The sequence below is a fragment of the Silanimonas sp. genome, from assembly GCF_027530345.1.
In the GTDB taxonomy this organism is placed as follows: domain Bacteria; phylum Pseudomonadota; class Gammaproteobacteria; order Xanthomonadales; family Xanthomonadaceae; genus Silanimonas.
Genome location: NZ_JAPZQK010000018.1, coordinates 102,722 through 123,090, shown reverse-complemented (window position 1 = coordinate 123,090; position 20,369 = coordinate 102,722). Strand labels below are relative to the sequence as shown.

Below are 20,369 nucleotides of genomic sequence, written 5' to 3'. Positions count from 1 at the left end.
CGGTCTCGGATCAGTAGTCGGCGACCCACGGGCGGGCCGGACGGTGGCCGAACCCCCGGGCGACCTGCGATGGCGTGGCATGCGTTCGGGTGGCGTTCTCGGCCAGCACTTCCAGCGCGCGAGCCGCGGCGGCGTATTCGGTGACGGCGAAGCCCGGTAGGGCCTGCGCGAGGCGCTTGGCGGTGGCCTCGCGGTCGCGCCACTGCCACATGCCGGCCGGCTCAGCGATCAACACCACGCGGGGCGGGGCGTCGTCGTGGCCGGGCTCGCGCACAGTCACGTGAGCGCCGTCGACCAACTCGCGCAGCGGCCGGGGCAACTCCGCGAGGCGCCGCGCGTGCTTTTCCTCTGCGCGGTTGGCGGCCTTGCCGGAGCGGCCGGTGAGCAACTCGATTGCCCGCGCGAGCATTACGAAGCCGTCCAGAAGTGAGCGGTGCCAGTCGGCACAAGCGGGGCCATCGCTGCCCAGGCGGTGACGCGCTGGCGGCCCGCCACGTCGCGGCGTTCGATGAGCACTTCGATTCGGTCGCGGATCAGCAGCGCGGAGCGATCGAAGGCGCCGACGATGGTTCCGGCAGCTTCGCCCGTCAGCTCGGCCGCGATGCCGTTGGCGCGGAGCTGGCCATCCTGCCCGACGGCGGCGCCGGCGCCCGACGTGCCAACCAGGGCGCGCAGCTCTTCGAAGCGGACGCGAGCCGCGGCAGCCTTCGCTAGGGTGAAAGCGGTCGGCGACGCGGCGGCGATCTGCGCGAGCAACAGGCGATCCGCGGCGTTTGCGAGGCCCAGCACAAGCGAGGTCAGGAGCTCGCCCACGAGGTCATCACCGCCCGGCTCGGTGTCTTTCAGGCGGCGACGCGGGATGACGACTTGGGCGCCGATGATCGGGGCCGTGCCCCAATTCGCGCGGGCGTCCTGAACCACGTTCGCCCACGGCGTCGCGGTGATGTCGGAATCGTCCGGGGTGATGGTGGCGAGCGGCATCGGGTTCACGATGCGATAGCCCGCGGTGTCCTGGTACATGGCCGGCGCGCCGTCGGCGGGCCCGTTGGGCACGGCCGCGGTGCGGTCCTCGGAAATCAGCAGGGCGGCGCCGGCCTGCACCACGCGCGAGGCCCGGGCAATGGCGGTGTCCAGGCGGATGCTGGATGCGCCGGCGACGGCTTCCGGGGTGCGGCGAAGGCGGCCGTTCGCGTCCAACAGCTCGGGCAGCATGGCGCGCAGCGACAGCCCGCCACCGGCCACCGGGTCGCGCTTCAGGATCGTTTGGAAGCGCTGCGAACCGTCGGAGTAGTCGGTGACTTTCACCAGGTCGCCGGGCGCGTTCTCGGCGGCCTCGATCAAGCGGGCCAGTTCAACGGCGGCGGAGAGAGGGCGCGCCGACAGGGCGGCGCCGCGGGTGCTTCGGGTCGGGATCGTGCTCAAGGGCAAGGCCTCGCTTTGCGTTGTGTGGGCGCATGGTTCCGCCCCGTCGCTGGGGCGTCCACTTGCGCGTTTTCCGCATTGTTCGGACTTGCTCCGCGTTCCGCCTCCTGCAGGTTTTCCAGCGTGGCGCGAGCTCGCTTCGCGGCGTCGAGGTCGCCGGCCTGCATGTAGAGCAGCGCGGCGCGGCGCAGCGAATTGGCAGCGCCCTCGAGCAACTCGTCGGCGCGCGCGCGGCGGGCGGCGATCTCAGGATCGTGGACCAGGTAGAGGCGGGCGCGGCGCATCGCGCGGCGGATGCCTTCGGGGTTGCTGTAATTGTGCAGGGGCGTGGTCATTCGTCGTCGCCCTCCTGGGCGATGTTGGTGAGGTCGAGGGGATCGTCGGCGGCGCCATCGCCGGCCCATGCGTCGATCGAATTGGCGCCAGACTCGAGGGCGGCGTGGATCTCCTCGCGGAGCACCGACTTGATCCGGCTTTCGTTCGTCTCGCCGACGATGCGCACGGCGGCCCGCTGGGCCACGCCCATCACGTTCACCTGAATCATCTTCGCGGCCCTCAGCCACGCGGCGGTCATGTGCGCTACTGGCGCAACGTCGCCCCGTTCCTTGGCGAGCTGAAGCTCGGACCGCGCCGCGTCGGCGTTCATCTTGCGGGTGCGCGCGGCCTCGAAGCCCTCGCCCCGGCCGGCCTCGCGGTCCATGTACCAGGCGAGGAACTCGTGAGCGGTGAACCGGGTCTCGTTGCCCTTGCCGCCTCGAACGCAGCCGGGCGGGTTGTCGCGGGCGATCCTGTCTAGGGCCGAAACGGACAGGTCGAGGGCGTCGGCCATCTCGATGCGGCTCAGGGTGAGGCGCTCGCGCCTCGGGGTCATCTTGGTGGCGGCGTTGGTCATGGGGTCACCTGGGGTAGAAGCGCGATCGGTTGCGGGCTCTGACACGTTGAAGGTTGCGGGCCTTATCCCCCGCGATGGGGAGGCCGGTCCGGAAGGACCCGCGATAGGGGGGGAGGGGGTCATGCGTTGGCGCCTCCACGCGTCGACCGGGACGCGATGCGTCGACGGTTCGCGCCCTGCAGCCAGCGTGCTGCCGTCGATCCGATCGCAGGAAGGGCAGCGAGCGCGGAGCCGATGACGGGCAGCGAGCGAACCCACAGCGACGACAGCGAACCCAGAAGCGACGGAACAGCGCGCACGGAGTGACGCGCTGCGTTCCTTCTTTCGGCCAAGGCAGCCGTGGTCTTCCAGCTCTCTGCCGTCAGCTCATAGGCGAGGTGGCGGGCCCGGGCGCCCACAGATGGGGTCATAACCTCTAACGGGTTATGGGGGCATCTGTGGGCAGAACGGAACTCGCGCCGACGGATCAGCAGGCCAAGGCGCTCGAACACCTCGGCGACCTCGCGCATGGGGTACTTCGCCGGGGGCGGATCGGATGCTCGGCCCCACTTCGCGGGCACGATGCCGAGAAAGGCCAACAGGTAGCGGCGGGCCTCGAAGCGCTCTAGGAGCCGTCGGGCGTCCGCATCGGTGAGGCGCATGCCGGCGCCCAGGACGAAACCGTCGAACAGCTGGCGATACGCCAGCACGCGGGCTCGCTGGAACCTCCGTTCGGACAGGTGGCCGGCTTCGGGCCGGTGATCCGCCTTTCCCAATGCCGCGGTGAAGCGATCCCAGCGCCTCGGCCCGCGTCCGTCATCCCATGCGTCCAATTCATCCCGGGTCAGGTCGACGTGGGCAATCCCTAGGTCAGTCACGATGCGATGGCGCAGCAGCGCGAAGGTGTCGGCCTCGCTTGGGTTCGGCCGGTCGCGAAGTCGGCGGGCCTCGTCGTCGTGCAGCTCGCGTGCGGCCAGGACGGCCACGATGCGACGTTCCCGCACCTCGGCGCGCGCCTTGGCGACCTCGCCGGCGATTCCATCGGCCTCGGGCTCGGCGTTCAAGCGCTCGAGCGCGAAACCTTGCGCCTCAAGCGTCCACCAGAAACCCGAAGCGAAGTCAGCGCGGGCGCGGGCGTCGTCGGCCTTGATCGAGGCCACGAAAGCATCGAAGTCGGAAACGGTGGCCTCCAACCCCTCCGACTCGGCGGCTTCCTCCATGCCGGCCAGCATGGCGTCGGCGTTGTCCAGGTCGTGGGCGTTGTTGGGGGTTACTGCCACCGTCCACGCGCGCAGGTATCGGACTCGGCCCAGCTGCTGCAGGGCATCGGCAGGCGTGACGGTTGCGCCGCTGCCAAGCCAGAACCCATGATCGAAGTGCGGCGCGCCGCGATGCTCGATGCTCAGGCCCGAGGAAATGATCGGGGACGCGATGACGGCATCGTATTGGCGGGCGACGCCTTCGGGGTCGCGCCAGAATGCGGCCGGGCCGGCGTTCTCGCGGTTGTCGGCCGTCAGCAGCAGCACGCGCCGGCCTGAGCCTGTGAGCACCTGGGCGGCAATCTCGGCCCCTCGCTTCTCGCCGCAGGCAATCCACAGCCTTTGCCCCTCTGCGAGCCGCGCCAAGGCTTCGCCGTAGGCGATAGCGAGCGCGTCCGGGCCGAACCCGAAGCGGACTCGGCGGCCGTCATCGGTCGGGGCCATGCGGATGATGCGCACGCGCTCTCCGGGCCTGCAGGACGCGAGGAATCGCAAGGTGCGGTCATCCGCGCAGGCGTCTGCGGCGATGACGCAGCGGGCAGCGGCTACGCGATCGCGCAGCTTTGCGAACACCTCGGGCCAGGTCTTGCGGTCGCCGACGGTGACGCCCACAGCGCCAATGCTGCGCAGCGTCTGGGCGATCTCGTCAACGAACAGGTATTCGGCGCGGTCGATGATTGGGGCATGGTCGGCCTTCACCAGCGACGGCAGGCAGGTGGCGAAACCGTGCACCCATGGCGCGGCCTCGGCCGGCGTCTCCTGGTAGTGCTCGCATCCCAGGCGTTGCGAAAGCTCGCGCACGAGGCTTTGCCGATGGGCCATTCCCACGAACGTGCCTTCGGACTGGGCCCAGCGCGCGAAGGGCGCCCCGACGTGCTGCGTCTTGCCGCTGCCCATCGGCGTGGCAAGGATGATCGCCCCGCGGTAGTCGACGGGCGCCAGGCCGGGCAGGTGGTCGACATTTTCCACGCGATGCCGTGCTAAGGCTGCGCGGCTCATGCCAGTGAAGCCCAGGGCGCGGCGGTGGCGGGCGTCGATGCGTCGGCCGATCGCCTCGCCGATCGCCGCGAGCGTCGCGGGATGCATCGTCCCGGGACGTGCTCCGGCGCGGAGCTGGGCCAGCAGGTCGCCTAGGTCAATGGAAACCGGCACGCGCAGCTGCAGGCGGCGCGCGATGGCCCATGCGATCCGCGCTGCCGTGGCCGCATCGGGCGCTGCCGAGAGCTTGTTCCACCACGTCGGGGCGTTGCCCTTCAATTCGAAGTCCGGGAGGGTCCAAGGCTCCGGCACCGGCTCGGCGTTGTCGTTCGCAACGTGCCTGGTGATCGCCTCCGGCCCCTCGCGCAGGAACACGTCGTTCCAGTCGTCGCCGATGCGCGCGGGCAGGTGGTAGGGCAGCCCGATGGCGAGGGCAGCGCGCTCGCCGGCCCCGCCTTTGTCGTGGTCCGCGGCGATCGCGTCGGCCTGCACGGTTTGGGCGACGTGCTGCAGGTTGCCGGCGCTGAAACAGACAATGACGCGCTCGCCGGTCGCGGCGTTCCAGCTTTCACCGGTCGCCCAGCCTTCCGCGAGGACGGTACGGCCCGCGCCCGGGATCTCTGCACGGCCGCCGACGACACGGCCGCCCAGGATGAACAGCTTCCGCCCCGTGGCGTCGATCCGCTGCAGGTTCAGCAGTTCGCCGGCAGCGTTTCGGATCGGAACCAACAGTTCGCCGGCGCGGACGGCTGCGCGATCCTGCCAGGCGCCTTCGTCGTCATTCCACAGGCGCGCCCGATGGTTGCCTGAGGCGATCCGTAGGCCTGCCCCGGCGATGCCCTTGCGCTGCAGGTAGGCGTGCCCCTCAGCAGGCGACGCAGCGGCCCACGCAGCGGCAGCCGCAACCGCGGCAGCTCGCTGCCCTTGGGCCTTAGTCGCGTCGCGCTCTGCAGCGCGCTGCGCGCGATCTGCGGCGGCTTTGGCGGCCTGCTCGGCTCGGGCCTGCTCGGCCGCGTTCTCGTTTGCGGCCGGGCCGAGGCCTCGATCGGCTCGGAAGGCCTTCCAGGCGCTAGCGCGAGGCGACCAGAACACGGTCGACCCACCGTGCCGGAAGGTGCCGAACGTGAGTGCAGGCCAGGCGATGCCGTCGCGGTCCGTTTGCACGCTGGCGCGGACGTACTGTCGGCGATCGCGCTTCCCTGCAAGGCTCGGCAGGTACTGCCGGCGCCCGTCGAGTGCCGGCGCGTCAGGAAGCGTCGCCTCGACGCTGGCGGCGACCACGGCGGCCTCGCTGAAAAAGAAGCTCAGCAGGGCTTCGGGGGTGGGCCAGCGGTCGGCGACGTATGCGCGAAAGGCGCGGCTCACACCACAGCCCGGCGGTGCTCAGCAGCAGCGGCACGCCATGCTGCCTTGCCGATCTCGACGGCTTCGAGGAAGGGGACGCGGCCCCGGTGGTTCACTGCGAACAGTTCGCAAGGAACGCGAGCCCAGCGGATCGGGAAACCGCGATGGGCGCAACCGTCGGCAATGGAGCGGGCGAGTTTGTAGAGGTCGCGGCGCGCGAGGGCGTCAGGGTGCGGGCGAGCGAATCGAGACGCCAAAGGCAGCGGCATAGCGCTACACTTCAACGGCGAGCCCTGCCCGGAATCGCCTTCCGCCCCGTTCAGCGTTGCCGCGCTGGCGGGGCGTTTCATTTCTGGCGTCATCGGTTCATGCCTCCGATTTCGCGAAGTGGAAGGCTCGCGCTAAGTGCATGCGGTCGGGCGCATTGGCTGCGGAAGCGTGGCCGCGCCGCCTGTCGAGCTGTTTCAGGGTCGGCAGGCGATTCATCGCGATGGCTCCTGCGCGTCGCGCCGAGCATCGCGCTCTGCGATTCGAGCCTGTGCCCAATCGTCGATCTCAGCTCGGACCCAGAGACTGGCGGCGCCGACCTTCACGGGCTGCGGAAACGCGCCAGCCCGTACCAGCTTGTAGATCGTCGGGCGCTGAAGATTCACGCGGCCGATAACGTCAGGGAGCCTGACGAACTGCGGCTCAGGGCCGCGGGTTGGTGTGGAGGCAGTCATGGTGTCGCCTTTCAATCGCGTTGCCCGGTCGCTGCTGCGGCGGGCGCTCCGATGCGAGAGCGACAATCAAGATATGCGTCTAGAAGTACCTGTAAAGCCACACACGGCTCCCCCTCGGGGAGCCGAATGCACGCGCGGTCATGCTCGATCACGGCGCTAAACGACGCATCACGCGCGATCACGAAGGCGATTCAGTCTCCGTTTAGCCCTCCCCCCGCTGAGGGGACTAGAGGCGGCACCTGAAGCTGACGAATGCGCAGGTGCCGCTGTGCTGCGGATGCTATGCCGTCAGCGCGTCGAGCCAATCGGCCCAACGCTGCACAGCTTCGCGACGCTCGTTGAAGAACTGCGCGCGATCGTAGGCCTTGGCAACGGCGTTGCCTTTGGAGTGAGCGAGCTGCGCCTCGAGAACGTCAGCGGCGATCCCAAGTCGCTCGCGGGCGAGCGTTCGGAACATGGCTCGGAACCCGTGGGTCGCATGTTCATCCTTGAGCCCCATCCGCCGTAGCGCGCCGCTCAGCGCGTCGCGATGAAGGTGGGGTGTCCGTTGCCTTGCCAGCGGTGGGAAGACGTACTCGCGGCCGGCAGTGAAGGGCAGCATGTCGCGCAGCGCCTCCACTGCTTGAAGCGAAAGCGGCACCAGGTGCGCGCGCCTGGTCTTCATTCGTTCGGCGGGGATCAGCCACTCGCCCGCCTCGAGGTTGAACTCGCACCAGCGCGCGGCGGCGACGTTTCCGGGCCGTTGTGCAGTGAGCATGCACAGCCGGAGCGCGGACCGTGTCACCGGCGAGTCGTAAGAGGTCACAGCGCGAGCGACTCGGCCCGCATCGTCGGGTGTGACTGCGGCCGGCACGTGCCCCTTCGGTCGCCGTGGAACTGCGCCCTTCAGCAGAAGGAGCCGGCCCTCCTCGCGAAGCCCAGCATGGATCGCAAACTCGACGATGCCCGCCAGGTAGCCGCGCGCTTTCTCCGCCAGCGCCGGAGCTCGGGCGGCTACCGCAGCGATGGCGCGGCGCGCATCGGGCGTCGACAACGTCGCAATGTCCAAGCCGCCCAGCGACTTCGACAGGTATTCGTCGACGACGTACCGCGCTTTTCGGGCCGTCGCTGGCGCCCAGCCTGTGCACTGCTGCGTGAGCCAGGCGGCGGCCGTCGCTTCAAAGGTCCGCAGTGCGGACAGCTCCGCGGCGCGCGCCCGTTCCCGGCGTTCCTCTGCGGGGCTCACGCCGTCGCGCAGGGATCGGCGGGCCGCGATGGTGCGGTCTCGGGCCTCTGCGAGCGACACTTCAGGCCATTGGCCGAGCGCCAGCATTCCTTCCCGCCCGCCGTGTCGAAAGCGGAACCGCCAGCATTTCGCGCCACTCGCTCGCACCTCGAGCGCTAGCCCTTGACCATCAGAGACGCGGTAAACGCGCCCCCGCGGCTTCAATGATTCGATCTTTTTCGCACTCAACTCGCCCATCGCTTCACCCTCCAAGGTTGGCGGACGGAGCGGAAGCTAGCGGACTTGCGTCGCCACTGTTACCCGCACCGTTACCGCAGAGTTACCCACGCCTTGCGGTAGCTACCGGCGAACGTCCGTAGACGCCAGTAAGCAAAAAGCCCCTGAATTCAGGGGCTTTGGTGCGATACATAGACTTCTGTAGCCTTCTGAAGTCTTCCGAATGGTGCCGGGCGTGGGACTCGAACCCACACGCTTTTAAGGGCGGCGGATTTTGAGTCCGCTGCGTCTACCGATTCCGCCAGCCCGGCAGGGCCCGGGGAGTATAGCCGCTCAGGCCTCGAGGAAGTCGCGTACCGCCGGCCCGAATCGCGCGAGGTCGACGAGGAAGGCGTCATGGCCCTGCGGCGAGGGCAGCGGCAGGAAACGGCTGTCGACCCCGCCGGCGCGGAAACCCTCGGCGATCTGCTCCTGCTGCTGCAGCGGGAACAGGATGTCCGTATGGACGCCGATGGCGAGGGCCTTCTCGAGCCTCACCGTCGCGAGGGCGGCGATGACCTTGGCATCTTCGTCGGCCCCGTCGCCACGCGAAGCGCCTGGCGCGTAGTCGGCGGCGTCGAACCAGTCCATCGAGCGCGAGAGGTAGAGGTAGGCGTTCGGGTCGAACTGGCGCACGAAGCGCTGGGCGTGGCCTTCGAGGTAACGCTCCACCTCGAACTCCGGGCCAAAGGGGTCGTCCTCGCGGCACTCGGCGTCGAACTTCACGCGGCCGAAGCGGCCGTCCCACTCCATCGCCGAGCGGTAGGTCACCACGCCAAGCTTGCGCGCCATGCGCATGCCGCTCTCGGGGTAGCTGGCTTCGGTGTACTGGCCGTCGGCCCAGCGTGGATCGAGGCGGATGGCCTCGCGCTGCAGCGAGCGGATCGCGATCGAGAACGGCAGCGAGCGGGCGCTGCCGCTGATGTTGACGTGGCGGCGCGCGATGCCCGGATGGCGCAGGAGCAGGGCCAGCGCGCTCATGCCGCCCATCGAGTTGCCGACCACGGTGTCGAGGCGCTCGATGTTCAGGGCGCGAACGAGGTGCGCCGCCGCATCGGCGCCGTCCTCGACGCTGAGGTCGGGAAAGCGCAGGCGGTACGGCTCGCCGTCGTCCGCATGCACCGAGGCCGCTCCCGTCGATCCCTTGCAACTGCCGAGCGGGTTCACGCAGATGACGAACCAGCGTGTCGTGTCGATGGCCTTGCCCGGGCCGAGCATGCCCTCCCACCATCCTTCCGCGGCGTTGCCGCCGTTGCTCGCGGCATGGGCGTTCGGTGACAGGCCCGGCAGGATCAGCACGGCGTTGTCGCGCTCGGCGTTCAATTCGCCCCAGGTCTCGAAGGCGAGCCGCGCACCGAGCAGCGCGCCGCCGCGCTTCATCGAGAAGGGCGAGGGCAGTGCGATGAATCGCGTGCCGGGGGGAATGAATTCGGTCATTCGGTAGAGGACGCGCCGGGGCCGGCCAGCTTACGGTCCGAAGGTCGGCGCGCGTGCGGCGTCGGTGGGGGCGTCGCTTGGCGCCAGCGCCAGCGAGATCGGCGCGGCCTCCGCCAGCTCGACCACGACGGGGGGGGCGACGAGATCGCCGGCCTCCGGTTGCACCGAGCCCGAGCGCGCGAAACGGGCCGAGACCTCGACGCGCGATGTGGCGGAAAGCGTCGCCGTCGGCATCAGCCGGTCGGCGTCGCTGAGCGTGATCGTGATCGGCAGGCGCGCGGCCGTCACGCGACGTGCCGCCACCGGCGGGCCGGCGGCGTCGGCGTTGCGGGCGAACACGAACAGCACGGCCTGTGGCGGCAGCGCCGCGAGGGCAGAAGCCTCGGCGCTGATCGTGACCGTGAGCGTGCCCGGCGTGCCCGGCGCTGGTTCGTTCGCCATTGGCGCAGCGGTCTGGGGGGCGTCCGCTGCCGCTGGCGCGCTGGCACGCGCGGCCGTGGCCGCGGCGATCAGGGCGGTGTCCATCGGCGGCAGGCCAGCGGCTTCGCGGGCGCCACCGATCTGCTCGACAAGCGCTTCGGCCGTCGCCGCATCCACCATCGGCAGCAGTGCCTCCCAGCGGGCCACGGCGCCGGCACCGTCACCGGCTTGCAGGGCGGCGATGCCGCGGAACCACAGGGCGCGCTGGTGGTTCGGCACCTTCGCCAGCGCCTCGTCGAGCAGGGACGTACCCTCGGGGCCAAAGGCGCGCTCGGCGTTCGACAGCGAGATCGCTTCCGCGGTTTCCACCAGCAGGTCGGGCTCGTGGGGCGCGAGGTCGCGCGCCTTGCGGAAGGCGGCGGCGGCGGCGGCGAAATGCGGCATGGCGGCGGCGAGATCGCCCGCCGACGCGGTCTCGCGGCCTTGGTTCTTGCGGGTGCGGCCGAGCAGCACCCAGCCCTCGAGACTCTCCGGCTCGCGCTCGAGGCGGCGTTCGAGTTGGACGACGGCCTGCTCGATCGATTCCGGCACCTCGCGGTTCGCCGGGTCGAGGGCGTCCGGCGTGCCGAATCCGGCGTACAGCGCCGCGGCACCCAGCGGCACCGCGACCAGCAGGGCGATGGCGCTGCGACGGGCGCCGTTCCACAGCGTCGGCAGCACGAAGGCAAGGGCGAGGGCGACGAGCGCGATGGCGCCCAGGACGAAAGCGAACATCAGCGGGTCACCATTCCTGGCGGTCTTCGGCCGGCGGTGCGGCCGGGGCATCGGTCTTCTGGCGGCGCACGATCGAGACCACCACGCCGGCGCCGACGAGAAGGAGCAGGGCCGGGCCGAACCACAGCGCCCAGGTCACCGGCTTCACTTCCGGGCGATAGAGGATGAAATCGCCGTAGCGCGCCTGGAAGAACGCGGTGATCTCCGCATCATTCTTGCCTTCGCGGATGAGCGTGAGCACTTGGCGGCGCATGTCGTCGGCGACGCCTGCCGGCGAATCGGCCAACGACTGGTTCTGGCACATCACGCAGCGCAGCTCTTTGGCGATCGCGCGATAGCGGGCTTCTTCCTCCGGGCTCTGGAAGTCCTTCGGATGGAGCGCAGCGACGGTGCCGGCGAGCAGCAGCGCGAGCGCGACAACGACGTGGCGTAGCGTGTTCATCCTTCGCTCTCCAGCGTGGTGAGCAGCGGCCACAGCTGCGTTTCGACCACCTCGGGCGTCACCGGCCCGACGTGCTTCCAGCGCACGATGCCCTTCGCATCCACCAGGAAGGTCTCGGGCGCGCCATAGATGCCCCAGTCGATCGCGGCGGCACCCTCGACGTCGGCGATGATCCGATGGAATGGATTGCCGAACTGCTGCAGCCAGCGCGCGGCGTCTTCCGGCGCGTCCTTGTAGTTGTAGCCGACCACATGCAGGCGACCGCTGTTCGCGATGTCGGTGATCACCGGATGCTCGACCCGGCAGCTCGCGCACCAGCTCGCCCAGATGTTGACGAGATACGGCTTGCCGAGCAGATCGGCCTTGCGGACCGTCGTCGACGGGTCGTTGAAATCCGGTAGCGCGAAGTCCGGCGCGGGCTGGCCGATCAACGGCGACTCGATGTCTGTCTGCGTTTTGCCGGCATTCATGAGGACGCCCGCACCCAGCAGCACGGCCAGCGCGAGGAACAGGCCCAGCGGCAGCCAGCGGCCCATCACAGCGCCTCGGCCGGTGCGGTGGCGGCCGGGGCGTTCACCGGTTTGCGGAAGCGACGGTCGAAGGCGACGACGAAGCCGCCGATGGCCATCATCAAGGCGCCGAACCAGATCCAGCGGATGTAGGGCTTCACGTACAGGCGCACGGCCCACTCGGTCTTCTGCGCATCGAGCGGATCACCGAGGGCCACGTACACGTCGCGGAACAAGCCGGCTTCGTAGTAGGCCTCCGTCATCATCTGGCCGGACACCGGGTAGAAGCGCTTCTCGGGGCGCAGTGTGGCGATGAACTCGCCGTCCTTGAACAGCCGCACCGTGCCCACGTCGGCTTCGAAGTTCGGGCCCTGCTGCGGAACGACCCCGTCGAAGGCGAAGGTGTATTCGCGCACTTCGAAGCTCATGCCCGGCTTGGCCGCCACGTCGCGCTCGATCATCGTGCTTTCCAGCACGAGCACGCCGATGACGAACACGCCGATGCCGGCATGCGCCAGCACCATGCCGGCCATTTCGGCGGTCAGCTTCTGTCGCTGGGTCTTCAGGCGTCGCCACAGGAACACCGCGGTGCCGGCGATCACCCACACACCGCCGCCGATGCCCGCCGCCGTCTTGAAGGTGCCTTCGGGCCAGGTGAAGAACACGAGGAACATGGCCGCGAGGCCCAGCACCAGCCAAGGGGCCATCATGCGTCCAACGGCACCGGCATCCTCCCGGCCCCAGCGCGTCACCGGGCCGAAGGGCACCAGCAGAACGACCGGCGCCATCAGCAGGGTGAACAGCAGGCCGAAGTACGGCGGGCCGACCGAGATCTGGCCGAGCTTCAGGGCATCGACGAGCAGCGGAAAGAGCGTGCCGAGCAGCACCATCGCTGCCGCGGCGGTGAGCAGCAGGTTGTTCACCAGCAGCAGCGTCTCGCGCGAACTGCCGGCGAATGCTTGTGCCGTTTCCGACTTCGGTGCGCGCTTCGCGTAGAGCGCGAGCGAGCCACCGACGACCACCAGCAGGAAGCCGAGGATGTAGAGGCCGCGCTCAGGATCGCTGGCGAAGGCGTGCACCGAGGTCAGCACGCCCGAGCGCACGAGGAAGGTGCCGAGCAAGGAGAGCGAGAAGGCGGCGATGGCGAGCAGCAGGGTCCAGCCATGGAAGCTGCCGCGCTTCTCCGAGACCGCCTGCGAGTGCAGCAGGGCCGTGCCCACCAGCCAAGGCATGAAGCTGGCGTTCTCGACCGGATCCCAGAACCACCAGCCGCCCCAGCCCAGTTCGTAGTACGCCCAGTAGCTGCCGAGGCCGATGCCCAGCGTCAGGAAGGCCCAGGCCACGTTCGTCCACGGTCGCGACCATCGCACCCACTGGGCGTCCAGACGCCCGTCCAGCAGCGCGGCGACCGCGAACGCGAAAGCCACCGCGAAGCCCACGTAGCCGACGTAGAGCAACGGCGGATGGAAGATCAGCCCAGGGTCCTGGAGCAGCGGGTTCAGGTCACGCCCTTCCGTCGCCGCCGGCAGCAGGCGTTCGAACGGGTTGGAGGTGAACGCCGTGAAACTCAGGAAGCCCACCGCGATCAGGCCCATCACGGCCAGCACGCGGGCGATCACCGGCAGCGGCAGCGAGCGGGAGAACCGTGCCACCGCGGCGATCCAGATCGCGAGGATCAGCACCCAGAGCAGCAGCGAGCCTTCATGCCCGCCCCAAACCGCGCTGATCTGGTAAAGCATCGGCAGCTTGATGTGCGAGTTGTTGGCGACGTAGGCCACCGAAAGATCGTGGTCGATGAAGGCCCATGTCAGCGCGGCGTAGGACACCGAGAGCAGCGCCAGTTGCCCGTAGGCGAGCGGGCGCGCGAGGTTCATCCAAGCGACGTTGCCCTTGTGGGCGCCGGCGAGCGGCAGCGTCGACATCGCCACCGCCAGCAGCAGGGCCAACAGCAGGGCGAGGTTGCCGAGTTCGGGGAGCATCAGTAGGTGCCGCCCGAGGTCGTCGCTTCAGCCGGCGGTGTCGCAGCGTCTGGCGGCGCATCGCCATAAGTGGGCGCATCGGCGGCGGCCTTGGCCTCGCCCTGTTCCTTCGCCGCGGCGATGGCGTCCGCCACTTCCTTCGGCATGTACTGCTCGTCGTGCTTGGCCAGCACCTCATCGGCCACCAGCTGCCCGTCGTGGATGCGGCCCGTGGCGATCACGCTGGTGCCCTCGCGGAACATGTCCGGGAGGATGCCGTCGTAGACCACCGGGTAGTTGTTGAAGCGGTCGGTCACTTCGAAGGCGACGCGCAGCGAACCCGGCTCGCGCTTCACGCTGCCCTCGAGCAGCACGCCACCCAGCCGGAAGCGTGCGTCCTCCGGGACTTGGCCATCACGAACGGCGGTCGGGGAGTGCAGGAAGGTGACGTTGCGCTGCAGGGCCCAGACGATGAGCCCGCCACCGACAGCGGCGGCAAGCAGGACCAGCAGGGCCATCCAGAGGCGGCGTTGGCGGGTGGGGTTCATGGGGACTCGTTCTTCGAAGCGGAGGCGCGGCGTTCGCGCAGCAGGATGCCGCGCAGCAGCGATTTGAACTTGATCCGTGGCAAGAAGGCGTCGGCGAGCAGGATCACCAGGGCGATCGCGTAGGCCGCGGCGACGAACCAGCCGTGAAGATGCTCCATCAGCGTGCCTCCATGGCCAGGGCCTTGGCCCAGGGCTGGGCGGACTCGTTCTCGAGGTTCAGCACGCGGGCCCGCTGCAGCAGGGAGCCGACGAACCAGAACTTCGTGGCCAGCGTGGTGAGGATCAGCGGCCACAGCATCGAGGTGTGCATCTGCGATTCGCCGCGCGTCAGGTTGATGGTGTCGCCCTGGTGCAGGCTGTTCCACCAGTCCACGGAGAAATGCACGATCGGCACGTTGATCACGCCGATGAGCGCAAGGAAGCACGCGGCGCGGGCCGCGGCCCGGCGGTCCTCGATGGCGTTGTGGAGTGCGATGACGCCGATGTAGAGGAAGAACATCACCAGCATCGAGGTGAGGCGCGGGTCCCACTCCCACCACGTGCCCCAGGTGGGGCGGCCCCAGATCGAGCCGGTGATGAGTGTGATGGCCGCGAAGGCGGCCCCGACGGGAGCGGCGGCCACGGCCAGGGTCTCGCAGGCCTTGATGCGCCAGACCAGCGCAATGAACGCCTGCACGGCCATCGCGACGAAGATGAACATCGCCGACCATGCCGCCGGCACGTGGATGTAGAGGATGCGGAAGCTGTCGCCCTGCTTGTAATCGGTCGGCACGGCGAACAGCGCGCCGTAGAGACCCGGCAGCAGCAGGATGACGGCCGCCGCGAAACACCACGGAACCCAGCGGGCGCAGAAGCGGTCGAAGTTGGGCGGCGAGCCGGTGCGATGGAACCAGAGCAGCAGGGCATTCATGTGTGCGCGATCCGAAGGGCCGCCGCCGCCGCGAGCGGCGCGAGAACGAGCGCCAGCACCAGCGCCCCGGCCAGAAGCAGCAGGGCGCCGAGCGCGTCGTAGCCCTCGGCCGCGGCCGCAACGCTGCCTGCGCCGAAGACGAGCACCGGCACATAGAGCGGCAGGGCGAGCAGAGGCAGCAGGATACCAGAGCGCTTCACCCCGACCGTGAGCGCCGCGACCACGGCACCGATCAGGCTGAGCAGGGGCGTGCCGAGCGCGAGCGAGGCCATCAGGATGGGCAGCAGCGACATCGGCAACTGCAGCATCGAGGCCAGCAGCGGCGCGACCACCAGCAAGGGCAGGGCGGTCGTCAGCCAGTGCACCAGCACGCGCACGCCGACCAACAGGGCCAGAGGCGCCGGCGAGAGCAGCATCTGCTCAAGCCCGCCATCCTCCGTGTCGGAGCGGAACAGCGCATCGAGCCCGAGCAGCCCGGACAGCAGTACGCAGACCCACAGCACGCCGGCGGCGAGCGGCGCGAGCTTCCCCGGCTCGGCGCCTAGGGCGAGCGGGAACAGGCTGGCGGTCATCAGGGCGAACAGCAGGGGTTGCAGGGCATCCCCGCGACGGGCCCAGACGAGGGTGAGGTCACGGCGGAGCTGGGCGCGGGCCACCGCGGCCCAGCTCACTGGGGATGCCGGGGGTGATCCGCCGCTCATGCCCGGCCGCCATGGAGTTCGATCACGCGCACCCGGCCCGGCGGGGCTGCGTAGGCCCCGTGGGTGGTGATGAAGGCCGCCCCGCCCGCCGCCGTGTGGGCGCCGACCATGCGGTCGACGAGGGCAATGCCGTCGAGGTCGAGGTTCGCGTAGGGCTCGTCCATCAGCCAGAGCTTGGCGGGATGCAAGGAGAGGCGCGCGAGCGCCAGCCGCTTGTTCTGGCCGGCGCTCATCCGCCCCGCAGGGGTGTCTTCGTAGCCGGCCAGGCCGACGGCGGCGAGTGCGGCTTCGAGATCGGCGTCGGTCCGCGGTCGGCCTTGCAGCGTCGCGGCGTAGCGCAGGTTGTCGAGGCCGCCGAGCTCGGCCTTGTGACCGAGCCGATGGCCGAGGTAGGCGCAATGGCGGGCGAGGTGGTCGGTATCGACAGGGGCACCCAGCAGGGTCGCGCTGCCGCCGGTGGCCTCCAGGAGGCCGGCGAGCACCTTGAGCAGGGTGGTTTTCCCGGCGCCATTGCCGCCCCGGACCAGCACGGCTTCCCCGGCGTCGACGTGAAGGTCGAGGGGCCCGAAGATCGGGTCCTGATTGCGGTGGTAGGTGAGGCCCCGCGCGACGAGCAGGGCCGCGGGCGCGGAGTCCATCGGCGCGGATGCTAGCGGCCGCCGCGGTCGGGTGTCCACGCGGCGCGTGTCATCCCGCCGGTCGCTGGCGCGTTTCCGCACTGTGACCCGCTTGGCGGTCGGCGATGACGCCGGGCGCAATGATGGATTCGTGTCAACCGGCCGGTACACTCGGACCGGCCTTCGCCCCAGCAACCTTCCCGCAGGACCCCCCAATGCGATTGCTCACCCTCGCCGCCGCGATCACTCTGGCGCTTCCCCTGGCCGCGCCCATCGACGCGCGCAGCGACCGCCCGACGGTTGCCGCCTCCGCCGCGACGGCCCACGTCCGCGGCTCGTACATCGTCAGTTTCGACGAGCCCGCCGCCCCGCTGTTCCGTGGCTTCCAGGCCAAGGACGGGCGTCGCCCGGCGCTGGCACCGGTCGCGATCGCGCTGACCGGCCAGTCCAAGTACGACCCGGAGCGTCCCGAAGCCGAGGCCTATCTGGCCTACATCGGCACCCTGCGCGAGCAGCGCCTCGACGCGGCCTCCGCCGCCTTCGGTCGAGAGCTCGTGCCGAAGTTCGTTTACGAGCACGCCCTCAACGGTGTCGCGCTCGACTTGACGCCGGCCGAGGCCGAGACTCTGGCGGGTATGCCCGGCATCCGCGCGGTCACGCCGGATTTCGAACGTCGTGCAATGACGGAACGGGGGCCGACTTGGATCAAGGCGCCGACGATCTGGACCGGCAGCGCCGGCGTCACCAGCCGCGGCGAGGGCGTGGTCGTCGGCGTCATCGATTCGGGCATCAATCCGACCCACGTTTCCTTCGCCGCCACGGCAGGTGGCTACACGCACACCAACCCGAAGGGCGCGCTGCTCGGCTGGTGCGCCACCCCGGCCAATGCCGGCGTCTGCAACAACAAGTTGATCGGCGTCTATGACTTCCTCGCCGGTGGCGCCAATGGCACTTCGGCCTTCGAGCCCGACCCGGATGGGCACGGCACCCATGTCGCCGCAACGGCAGCGGGCAACCCGATCACCAGTACGATCAATGGCGCGGTCGTCGACCTCAGTGGCGTTGCGCCGCGGGCCAACCTCATTTCCTACCGGGGCTGCGGCTCCACCCCGGACAACCGCTCCTGCGGTCCCAACTCCGGCAGCGCGCTCATCGCGTCCATCAATCGTGCCGTCGCCGACCAGGTGGACGTCATCAACTACTCGATCGGCGGCGGGCAGTCGGATCCGTGGCTGACTGTCGGCGGCGCGGTGAATTCCGACGAGGAGGCCTTCCTCGCGGCCCGCGAGGCCGGCATCGTGGTGGCGGTGTCGGCCGGCAACGACGGCCCCAACCCGGGCACCGTGGGTTCGCCGTCGAACTCGCCGTGGGTCATCAGCGTCGCCGCCGTGACCCATGATCGGAACGGCCTCGGCGATCGTCTCGCGACCTTCAGCAGTCGCGGCCCCGTGTCGCCGCTGGGCGTGCTGAAGCCGGACGTCGCGGCGCCGGGCGTCTCGATCCGCGCCGCCGGCCGCCTCGGCAACGAGATCACCACACTCAGCGGCACGTCGATGGCCTCGCCGCACGTCGCGGGTGCCGCGGCGCTGCTCGCCGGCGCGCGCCCCGCCTGGAACGCCGACCACATCGTCTCGGCGCTCTCCCTCACGGCGCGAGCCTCGAACATCGTGGAATTCGCCGACGGCCGTGCCACCACGCCGCATGATCGCGGCGCGGGCACCGTGGATCTCGAGCGGGCCGCCAATGCCTCTCTGGCCTTCAACCTGCCCGCGGGTGCCTTCCGGGGCGCCAGCCTGGGTGCGGCGTCCGCGCTGAACCTGCCCTCGCTCGCCTCGGGCGATTGCATTGAGACCTGCACGCTCCAGCGCACCGTCTCGCTGATGCCGGGGGCCGCCGGCGGGCAGTACCAGGTCATCGTTGATCTGCCGACCGGCCTGTCGCTGACGACCACGCCGAGCACGTTCACATTGACCGGCGGCGGTTCGCAGGCGCTGTCATTCCTCTTCAGCACGAACGCGCAGAGCGCCCTCAACACCTGGGCGTACGGGTCGGTGACGCTCCGTCGCGTTGGGGGCGGTACGCCGGACCTGACCTTGCCGGTGGCGATCTACCTGTCCTCGGGTACCGTGCCCCCGTTGCAGGCCCGCACGGTCAGCGGCGACCGCGGTTTCGTCGACTTCAACCTCGGCGAAATCATCAGCCTCGGCAATGCGCGCTTCGCCGCCACCGACCTGGTGGTGCCGGTGACGAAGCAGGAGGGGCTGCTGCAGGACAGCACCAACCGCGACCCCTACGACAACCTCACCGATGGCGTGTTCTTCCAGAACGTGCCGATCAACTTCAACGATGGCCGCACGCACACCGTGCAGGTCAACGTGACGCTGGCCCCGGCCTCGTCACCCGCCGCGCAGGACTTCGACCTGTTCGTTGGTGTGGATACCGACGCCGATGGCCGGCCGGACAGCGCCGAAGAGCGATGCAGCAGCGAGTCCTCCGGTGCGAGCGAGGCCTGCTCGATCACGGTGACCCATACCGGCAACAACGTGCCGATCACCGTCTGGGGACTGGCACAGAACTGGACCGCCAGCAGCGCCGGGGCGCGCAACGAGGCGCTGCTGGAAATGGCGGCCATCGACGCCGTCGCCTCGACGAGCCAGAGGGCCACGGGACCGGGCAACGTCCCCTCGAGAACGAACTTCGTCGCGCGCCTCGTCTACGACGATCCGACCTTCCTCAACGGCCAGTCGCGCTTCGGCTTTCTGATGGTTGATCGCGGCCCCGGCGTCAACGCGATCCGCGTGCCGTTCAAGCTCACGCGCAGTTCGGCCACGCCGTCGCCGTTCGCCCTGTCGGCGGGCGTCGATCGCCCGATGGTGCTGCCGGCCGGTGCCGCACAGGAGTACGCCTACATCGACGTTCCGGCCGGGGCGACCCAGCTCACCGTCACCACGACGAGCAGCGCGAACGTCGATCTCTACCTCGCCCGCGTCGCGCCGATCGTGCCGGCCGCGGCCATCCCGACGATCGCCGCGGCGCCGGCACGCAACACCGCCACGGCGAGCGCCACGACGACCAGCGGCAATGAAACGGTGACCGTGGCGAACCCGGCGGCGGGCCGCTGGTACCTGACCCCGGTGAATGCCTCGGGCACCACGGCCAGCCTCACGCTCCGCGCCACGATTGCCGGCACGGCGCCGAGCGTCCGTCCGGGCGGTTACTTCAACCCGGAACGCAGTGGCCACGGGTTCTTCCTGTACCCGGCGGGCAACCAGCTCGCGGGCCTCTGGTACACGTTCCTCGCCGATGGCACTCCGACCTGGTACTACCTGCAGGGCGCCGCGCCGGGAGCGAATGGCTTCTGGTCGGGGCAGCTGTTCCGCAGTGCGTGGAACGGCAGCGCGAACACGCTGGTGGAAGTGGGCAACGCGACCGTCAGCCCGACGGCCACGAACGAGTTCACCTTCTCGTACAACCTGGACGGCGAAACCGGTTCCGAGGCCTTCCGCAACTTCGGCGGCGGTTGCCCCGCGCTCTCCGGCAGCCCCCTGAACGTGAGCTCGCACTGGTTCAATCCGGCGACCGCGGGCTCCGGGTACAGCGTGCAGATGTTCCCGAACTACGAGTTCTACACGGTATTTGCCTACGACGGCCTGGGCATCCCGCGCTACCTGATCGCCGAGCGCACGAGCTTCGGTGGATCGACCGCGACGGCCAACCTCGAGCAGATCAACGGCTTCTGCCCGCTCTGCACCCGAACCGGCACGCCGACGCGCAGCACCATCGGCTCGTTCTCGCGCAGCTTCTCGGGCGGCACGTTCTCGAACATCACCCTGAACGGTTCGTTCGTGAACGGCGTGCAGGGCACTTGGACGGCGAACGAGCCGCTCAGCGCCCTCGGCAGCCTCCAGGGGTGCACGCCCTGAGGGCGAACCTTCGGCTTCGGGTTTTTCCCGACACCCCGGCTTTGGCCGGGGTGT

General features: G+C 69.6%; 17 protein-coding genes and 1 tRNA gene. 1 reads left to right on the top strand and 17 read right to left on the bottom strand.

The genetic code is table 11. The annotated features are described in order from the left end of the window. Positions 1-10: 10 nt before the first annotated feature. The 17 genes from O9255_RS09670 to ccmA all read right to left on the bottom strand — a co-directional run bounded on the left by O9255_RS09670 (position 11) and on the right by ccmA (position 16,413). Positions 11-409, bottom strand: coding sequence for a hypothetical protein (locus O9255_RS09670; protein WP_297866647.1), 399 nt, complete (start codon positions 407-409; stop codon positions 11-13). Continuing rightward, positions 409-1,422: a hypothetical protein gene (locus tag O9255_RS09665; protein WP_297866646.1), complete on the bottom strand. Its 1,014-nt coding sequence runs from the start codon at positions 1,420-1,422 to the stop codon at positions 409-411. The genes O9255_RS09670 and O9255_RS09665 overlap by 1 nt, the downstream gene beginning before the upstream one ends. Further along, a complete protein-coding gene (locus O9255_RS09660) occupies positions 1,419-1,757 on the bottom strand; it encodes a hypothetical protein (protein WP_297866645.1) in 339 nt (112 codons plus the stop codon). The genes O9255_RS09665 and O9255_RS09660 overlap by 4 nt, the downstream gene beginning before the upstream one ends. Further along, positions 1,754-2,314: a hypothetical protein gene (locus O9255_RS09655; RefSeq protein ID WP_297866644.1), complete on the bottom strand. Its 561-nt coding sequence runs from the start codon at positions 2,312-2,314 to the stop codon at positions 1,754-1,756. The genes O9255_RS09660 and O9255_RS09655 overlap by 4 nt, the downstream gene beginning before the upstream one ends. 119 nt (positions 2,315-2,433) lie before the next feature. Then, on the bottom strand, positions 2,434-5,895 hold the full coding sequence (locus O9255_RS09650) for a plasmid replication protein, CyRepA1 family (RefSeq protein ID WP_297866643.1): 3,462 nt from the start codon (positions 5,893-5,895) through the stop codon (positions 2,434-2,436). A gap of 981 nt (positions 5,896-6,876) precedes the next feature. Further along, complete coding sequence (locus O9255_RS09645; protein ID WP_297866642.1) at positions 6,877-8,058, bottom strand: site-specific integrase; 1,182 nt, start codon at positions 8,056-8,058, stop codon at positions 6,877-6,879. A gap of 203 nt (positions 8,059-8,261) precedes the next feature. Beyond that, a tRNA-Leu gene (locus O9255_RS09640) sits at positions 8,262-8,348 on the bottom strand. A 22-nt stretch (positions 8,349-8,370) separates the two neighbouring features. Further along, the gene (locus O9255_RS09635; protein WP_297866641.1) at positions 8,371-9,513 is read right to left on the bottom strand and encodes a homoserine O-acetyltransferase; all 1,143 of its coding nucleotides are present in this window, start codon (positions 9,511-9,513) and stop codon (positions 8,371-8,373) included. A gap of 30 nt (positions 9,514-9,543) precedes the next feature. Next, on the bottom strand, positions 9,544-10,707 hold the full coding sequence (locus O9255_RS09630) for a cytochrome C biogenesis protein (RefSeq protein WP_297866640.1): 1,164 nt from the start codon (positions 10,705-10,707) through the stop codon (positions 9,544-9,546). Positions 10,708-10,714: 7 nt separating this feature from the next. Then, the gene (locus tag O9255_RS09625) at positions 10,715-11,149 is read right to left on the bottom strand and encodes a cytochrome c-type biogenesis protein (RefSeq protein WP_297866639.1); all 435 of its coding nucleotides are present in this window, start codon (positions 11,147-11,149) and stop codon (positions 10,715-10,717) included. Further along, a complete protein-coding gene (locus O9255_RS09620; RefSeq protein WP_297866638.1) occupies positions 11,146-11,685 on the bottom strand; it encodes a DsbE family thiol:disulfide interchange protein in 540 nt (179 codons plus the stop codon). The genes O9255_RS09625 and O9255_RS09620 overlap by 4 nt, the downstream gene beginning before the upstream one ends. Beyond that, entirely contained in the window at positions 11,685-13,637 is a 1,953-nt protein-coding gene (locus O9255_RS09615; RefSeq protein WP_297866637.1) for a heme lyase CcmF/NrfE family subunit, read from the bottom strand. Before O9255_RS09615 ends, O9255_RS09620 begins: the two co-directional genes overlap by 1 nt. After that, positions 13,637-14,164 (bottom strand): cytochrome c maturation protein CcmE, encoded by a 528-nt coding sequence (locus O9255_RS09610; protein WP_297866636.1) that lies wholly within the window; start codon positions 14,162-14,164, stop codon positions 13,637-13,639. Before O9255_RS09610 ends, O9255_RS09615 begins: the two co-directional genes overlap by 1 nt. Beyond that, positions 14,161-14,322 carry a heme exporter protein CcmD gene (locus tag O9255_RS09605; RefSeq protein WP_297866635.1) on the bottom strand — a complete coding sequence of 54 codons (162 nt, stop codon included), beginning with the start codon at positions 14,320-14,322 and terminating at the stop codon, positions 14,161-14,163. The genes O9255_RS09610 and O9255_RS09605 overlap by 4 nt, the downstream gene beginning before the upstream one ends. After that, positions 14,322-15,074 carry a heme ABC transporter permease CcmC gene (gene ccmC, locus O9255_RS09600; protein ID WP_297866634.1) on the bottom strand — a complete coding sequence of 251 codons (753 nt, stop codon included), beginning with the start codon at positions 15,072-15,074 and terminating at the stop codon, positions 14,322-14,324. Before ccmC ends, O9255_RS09605 begins: the two co-directional genes overlap by 1 nt. Continuing rightward, the gene (gene ccmB / locus O9255_RS09595; protein WP_297866633.1) at positions 15,071-15,775 is read right to left on the bottom strand and encodes a heme exporter protein CcmB; all 705 of its coding nucleotides are present in this window, start codon (positions 15,773-15,775) and stop codon (positions 15,071-15,073) included. Before ccmB ends, ccmC begins: the two co-directional genes overlap by 4 nt. Further along, a complete protein-coding gene (ccmA, locus tag O9255_RS09590) occupies positions 15,772-16,413 on the bottom strand; it encodes a heme ABC exporter ATP-binding protein CcmA (RefSeq protein WP_297866632.1) in 642 nt (213 codons plus the stop codon). Before ccmA ends, ccmB begins: the two co-directional genes overlap by 4 nt. Before the next feature lie 194 nt (positions 16,414-16,607). On the opposite strand from ccmA, the gene O9255_RS09585 reads away from it, so the two are divergent. Further along, positions 16,608-20,315 carry a S8 family serine peptidase gene (locus O9255_RS09585; protein ID WP_297866631.1) on the top strand — a complete coding sequence of 1,236 codons (3,708 nt, stop codon included), beginning with the start codon at positions 16,608-16,610 and terminating at the stop codon, positions 20,313-20,315. Positions 20,316-20,369 lie beyond the last annotated feature (54 nt).

Bases quoted from the DNA above. Each gene is read 5' to 3' on its own strand.
- O9255_RS09655 (WP_297866644.1), bottom strand. From the start codon at position 2,314: ATGACCAACGCCGCCACCAAGATGACCCCGAGGCGCGAGCGCCTCACC.
- O9255_RS09660 (WP_297866645.1), bottom strand. From the start codon at position 1,757: ATGACCACGCCCCTGCACAATTACAGCAACCCCGAAGGCATCCGCCGC.
- O9255_RS09630 (WP_297866640.1), bottom strand. From the start codon at position 10,707: ATGTTCGCTTTCGTCCTGGGCGCCATCGCGCTCGTCGCCCTCGCCCTT.
- O9255_RS09670 (WP_297866647.1), bottom strand. From the start codon at position 409: ATGCTCGCGCGGGCAATCGAGTTGCTCACCGGCCGCTCCGGCAAGGCC.
- O9255_RS09635 (WP_297866641.1), bottom strand. From the start codon at position 9,513: ATGACCGAATTCATTCCCCCCGGCACGCGATTCATCGCACTGCCCTCG.
- O9255_RS09610 (WP_297866636.1), bottom strand. From the start codon at position 14,164: ATGAACCCCACCCGCCAACGCCGCCTCTGGATGGCCCTGCTGGTCCTG.
- O9255_RS09625 (WP_297866639.1), bottom strand. From the start codon at position 11,149: ATGAACACGCTACGCCACGTCGTTGTCGCGCTCGCGCTGCTGCTCGCC.
- ccmA (WP_297866632.1), bottom strand. From the start codon at position 16,413: ATGGACTCCGCGCCCGCGGCCCTGCTCGTCGCGCGGGGCCTCACCTAC.
- ccmC (WP_297866634.1), bottom strand. From the start codon at position 15,074: ATGAATGCCCTGCTGCTCTGGTTCCATCGCACCGGCTCGCCGCCCAAC.
- O9255_RS09645 (WP_297866642.1), bottom strand. From the start codon at position 8,058: ATGGGCGAGTTGAGTGCGAAAAAGATCGAATCATTGAAGCCGCGGGGG.
- O9255_RS09620 (WP_297866638.1), bottom strand. From the start codon at position 11,685: ATGGGCCGCTGGCTGCCGCTGGGCCTGTTCCTCGCGCTGGCCGTGCTG.
- O9255_RS09615 (WP_297866637.1), bottom strand. From the start codon at position 13,637: ATGCTCCCCGAACTCGGCAACCTCGCCCTGCTGTTGGCCCTGCTGCTG.
- O9255_RS09585 (WP_297866631.1), top strand. From the start codon at position 16,608: ATGCGATTGCTCACCCTCGCCGCCGCGATCACTCTGGCGCTTCCCCTG.
- O9255_RS09605 (WP_297866635.1), bottom strand. From the start codon at position 14,322: ATGGAGCATCTTCACGGCTGGTTCGTCGCCGCGGCCTACGCGATCGCC.
- ccmB (WP_297866633.1), bottom strand. From the start codon at position 15,775: ATGAGCGGCGGATCACCCCCGGCATCCCCAGTGAGCTGGGCCGCGGTG.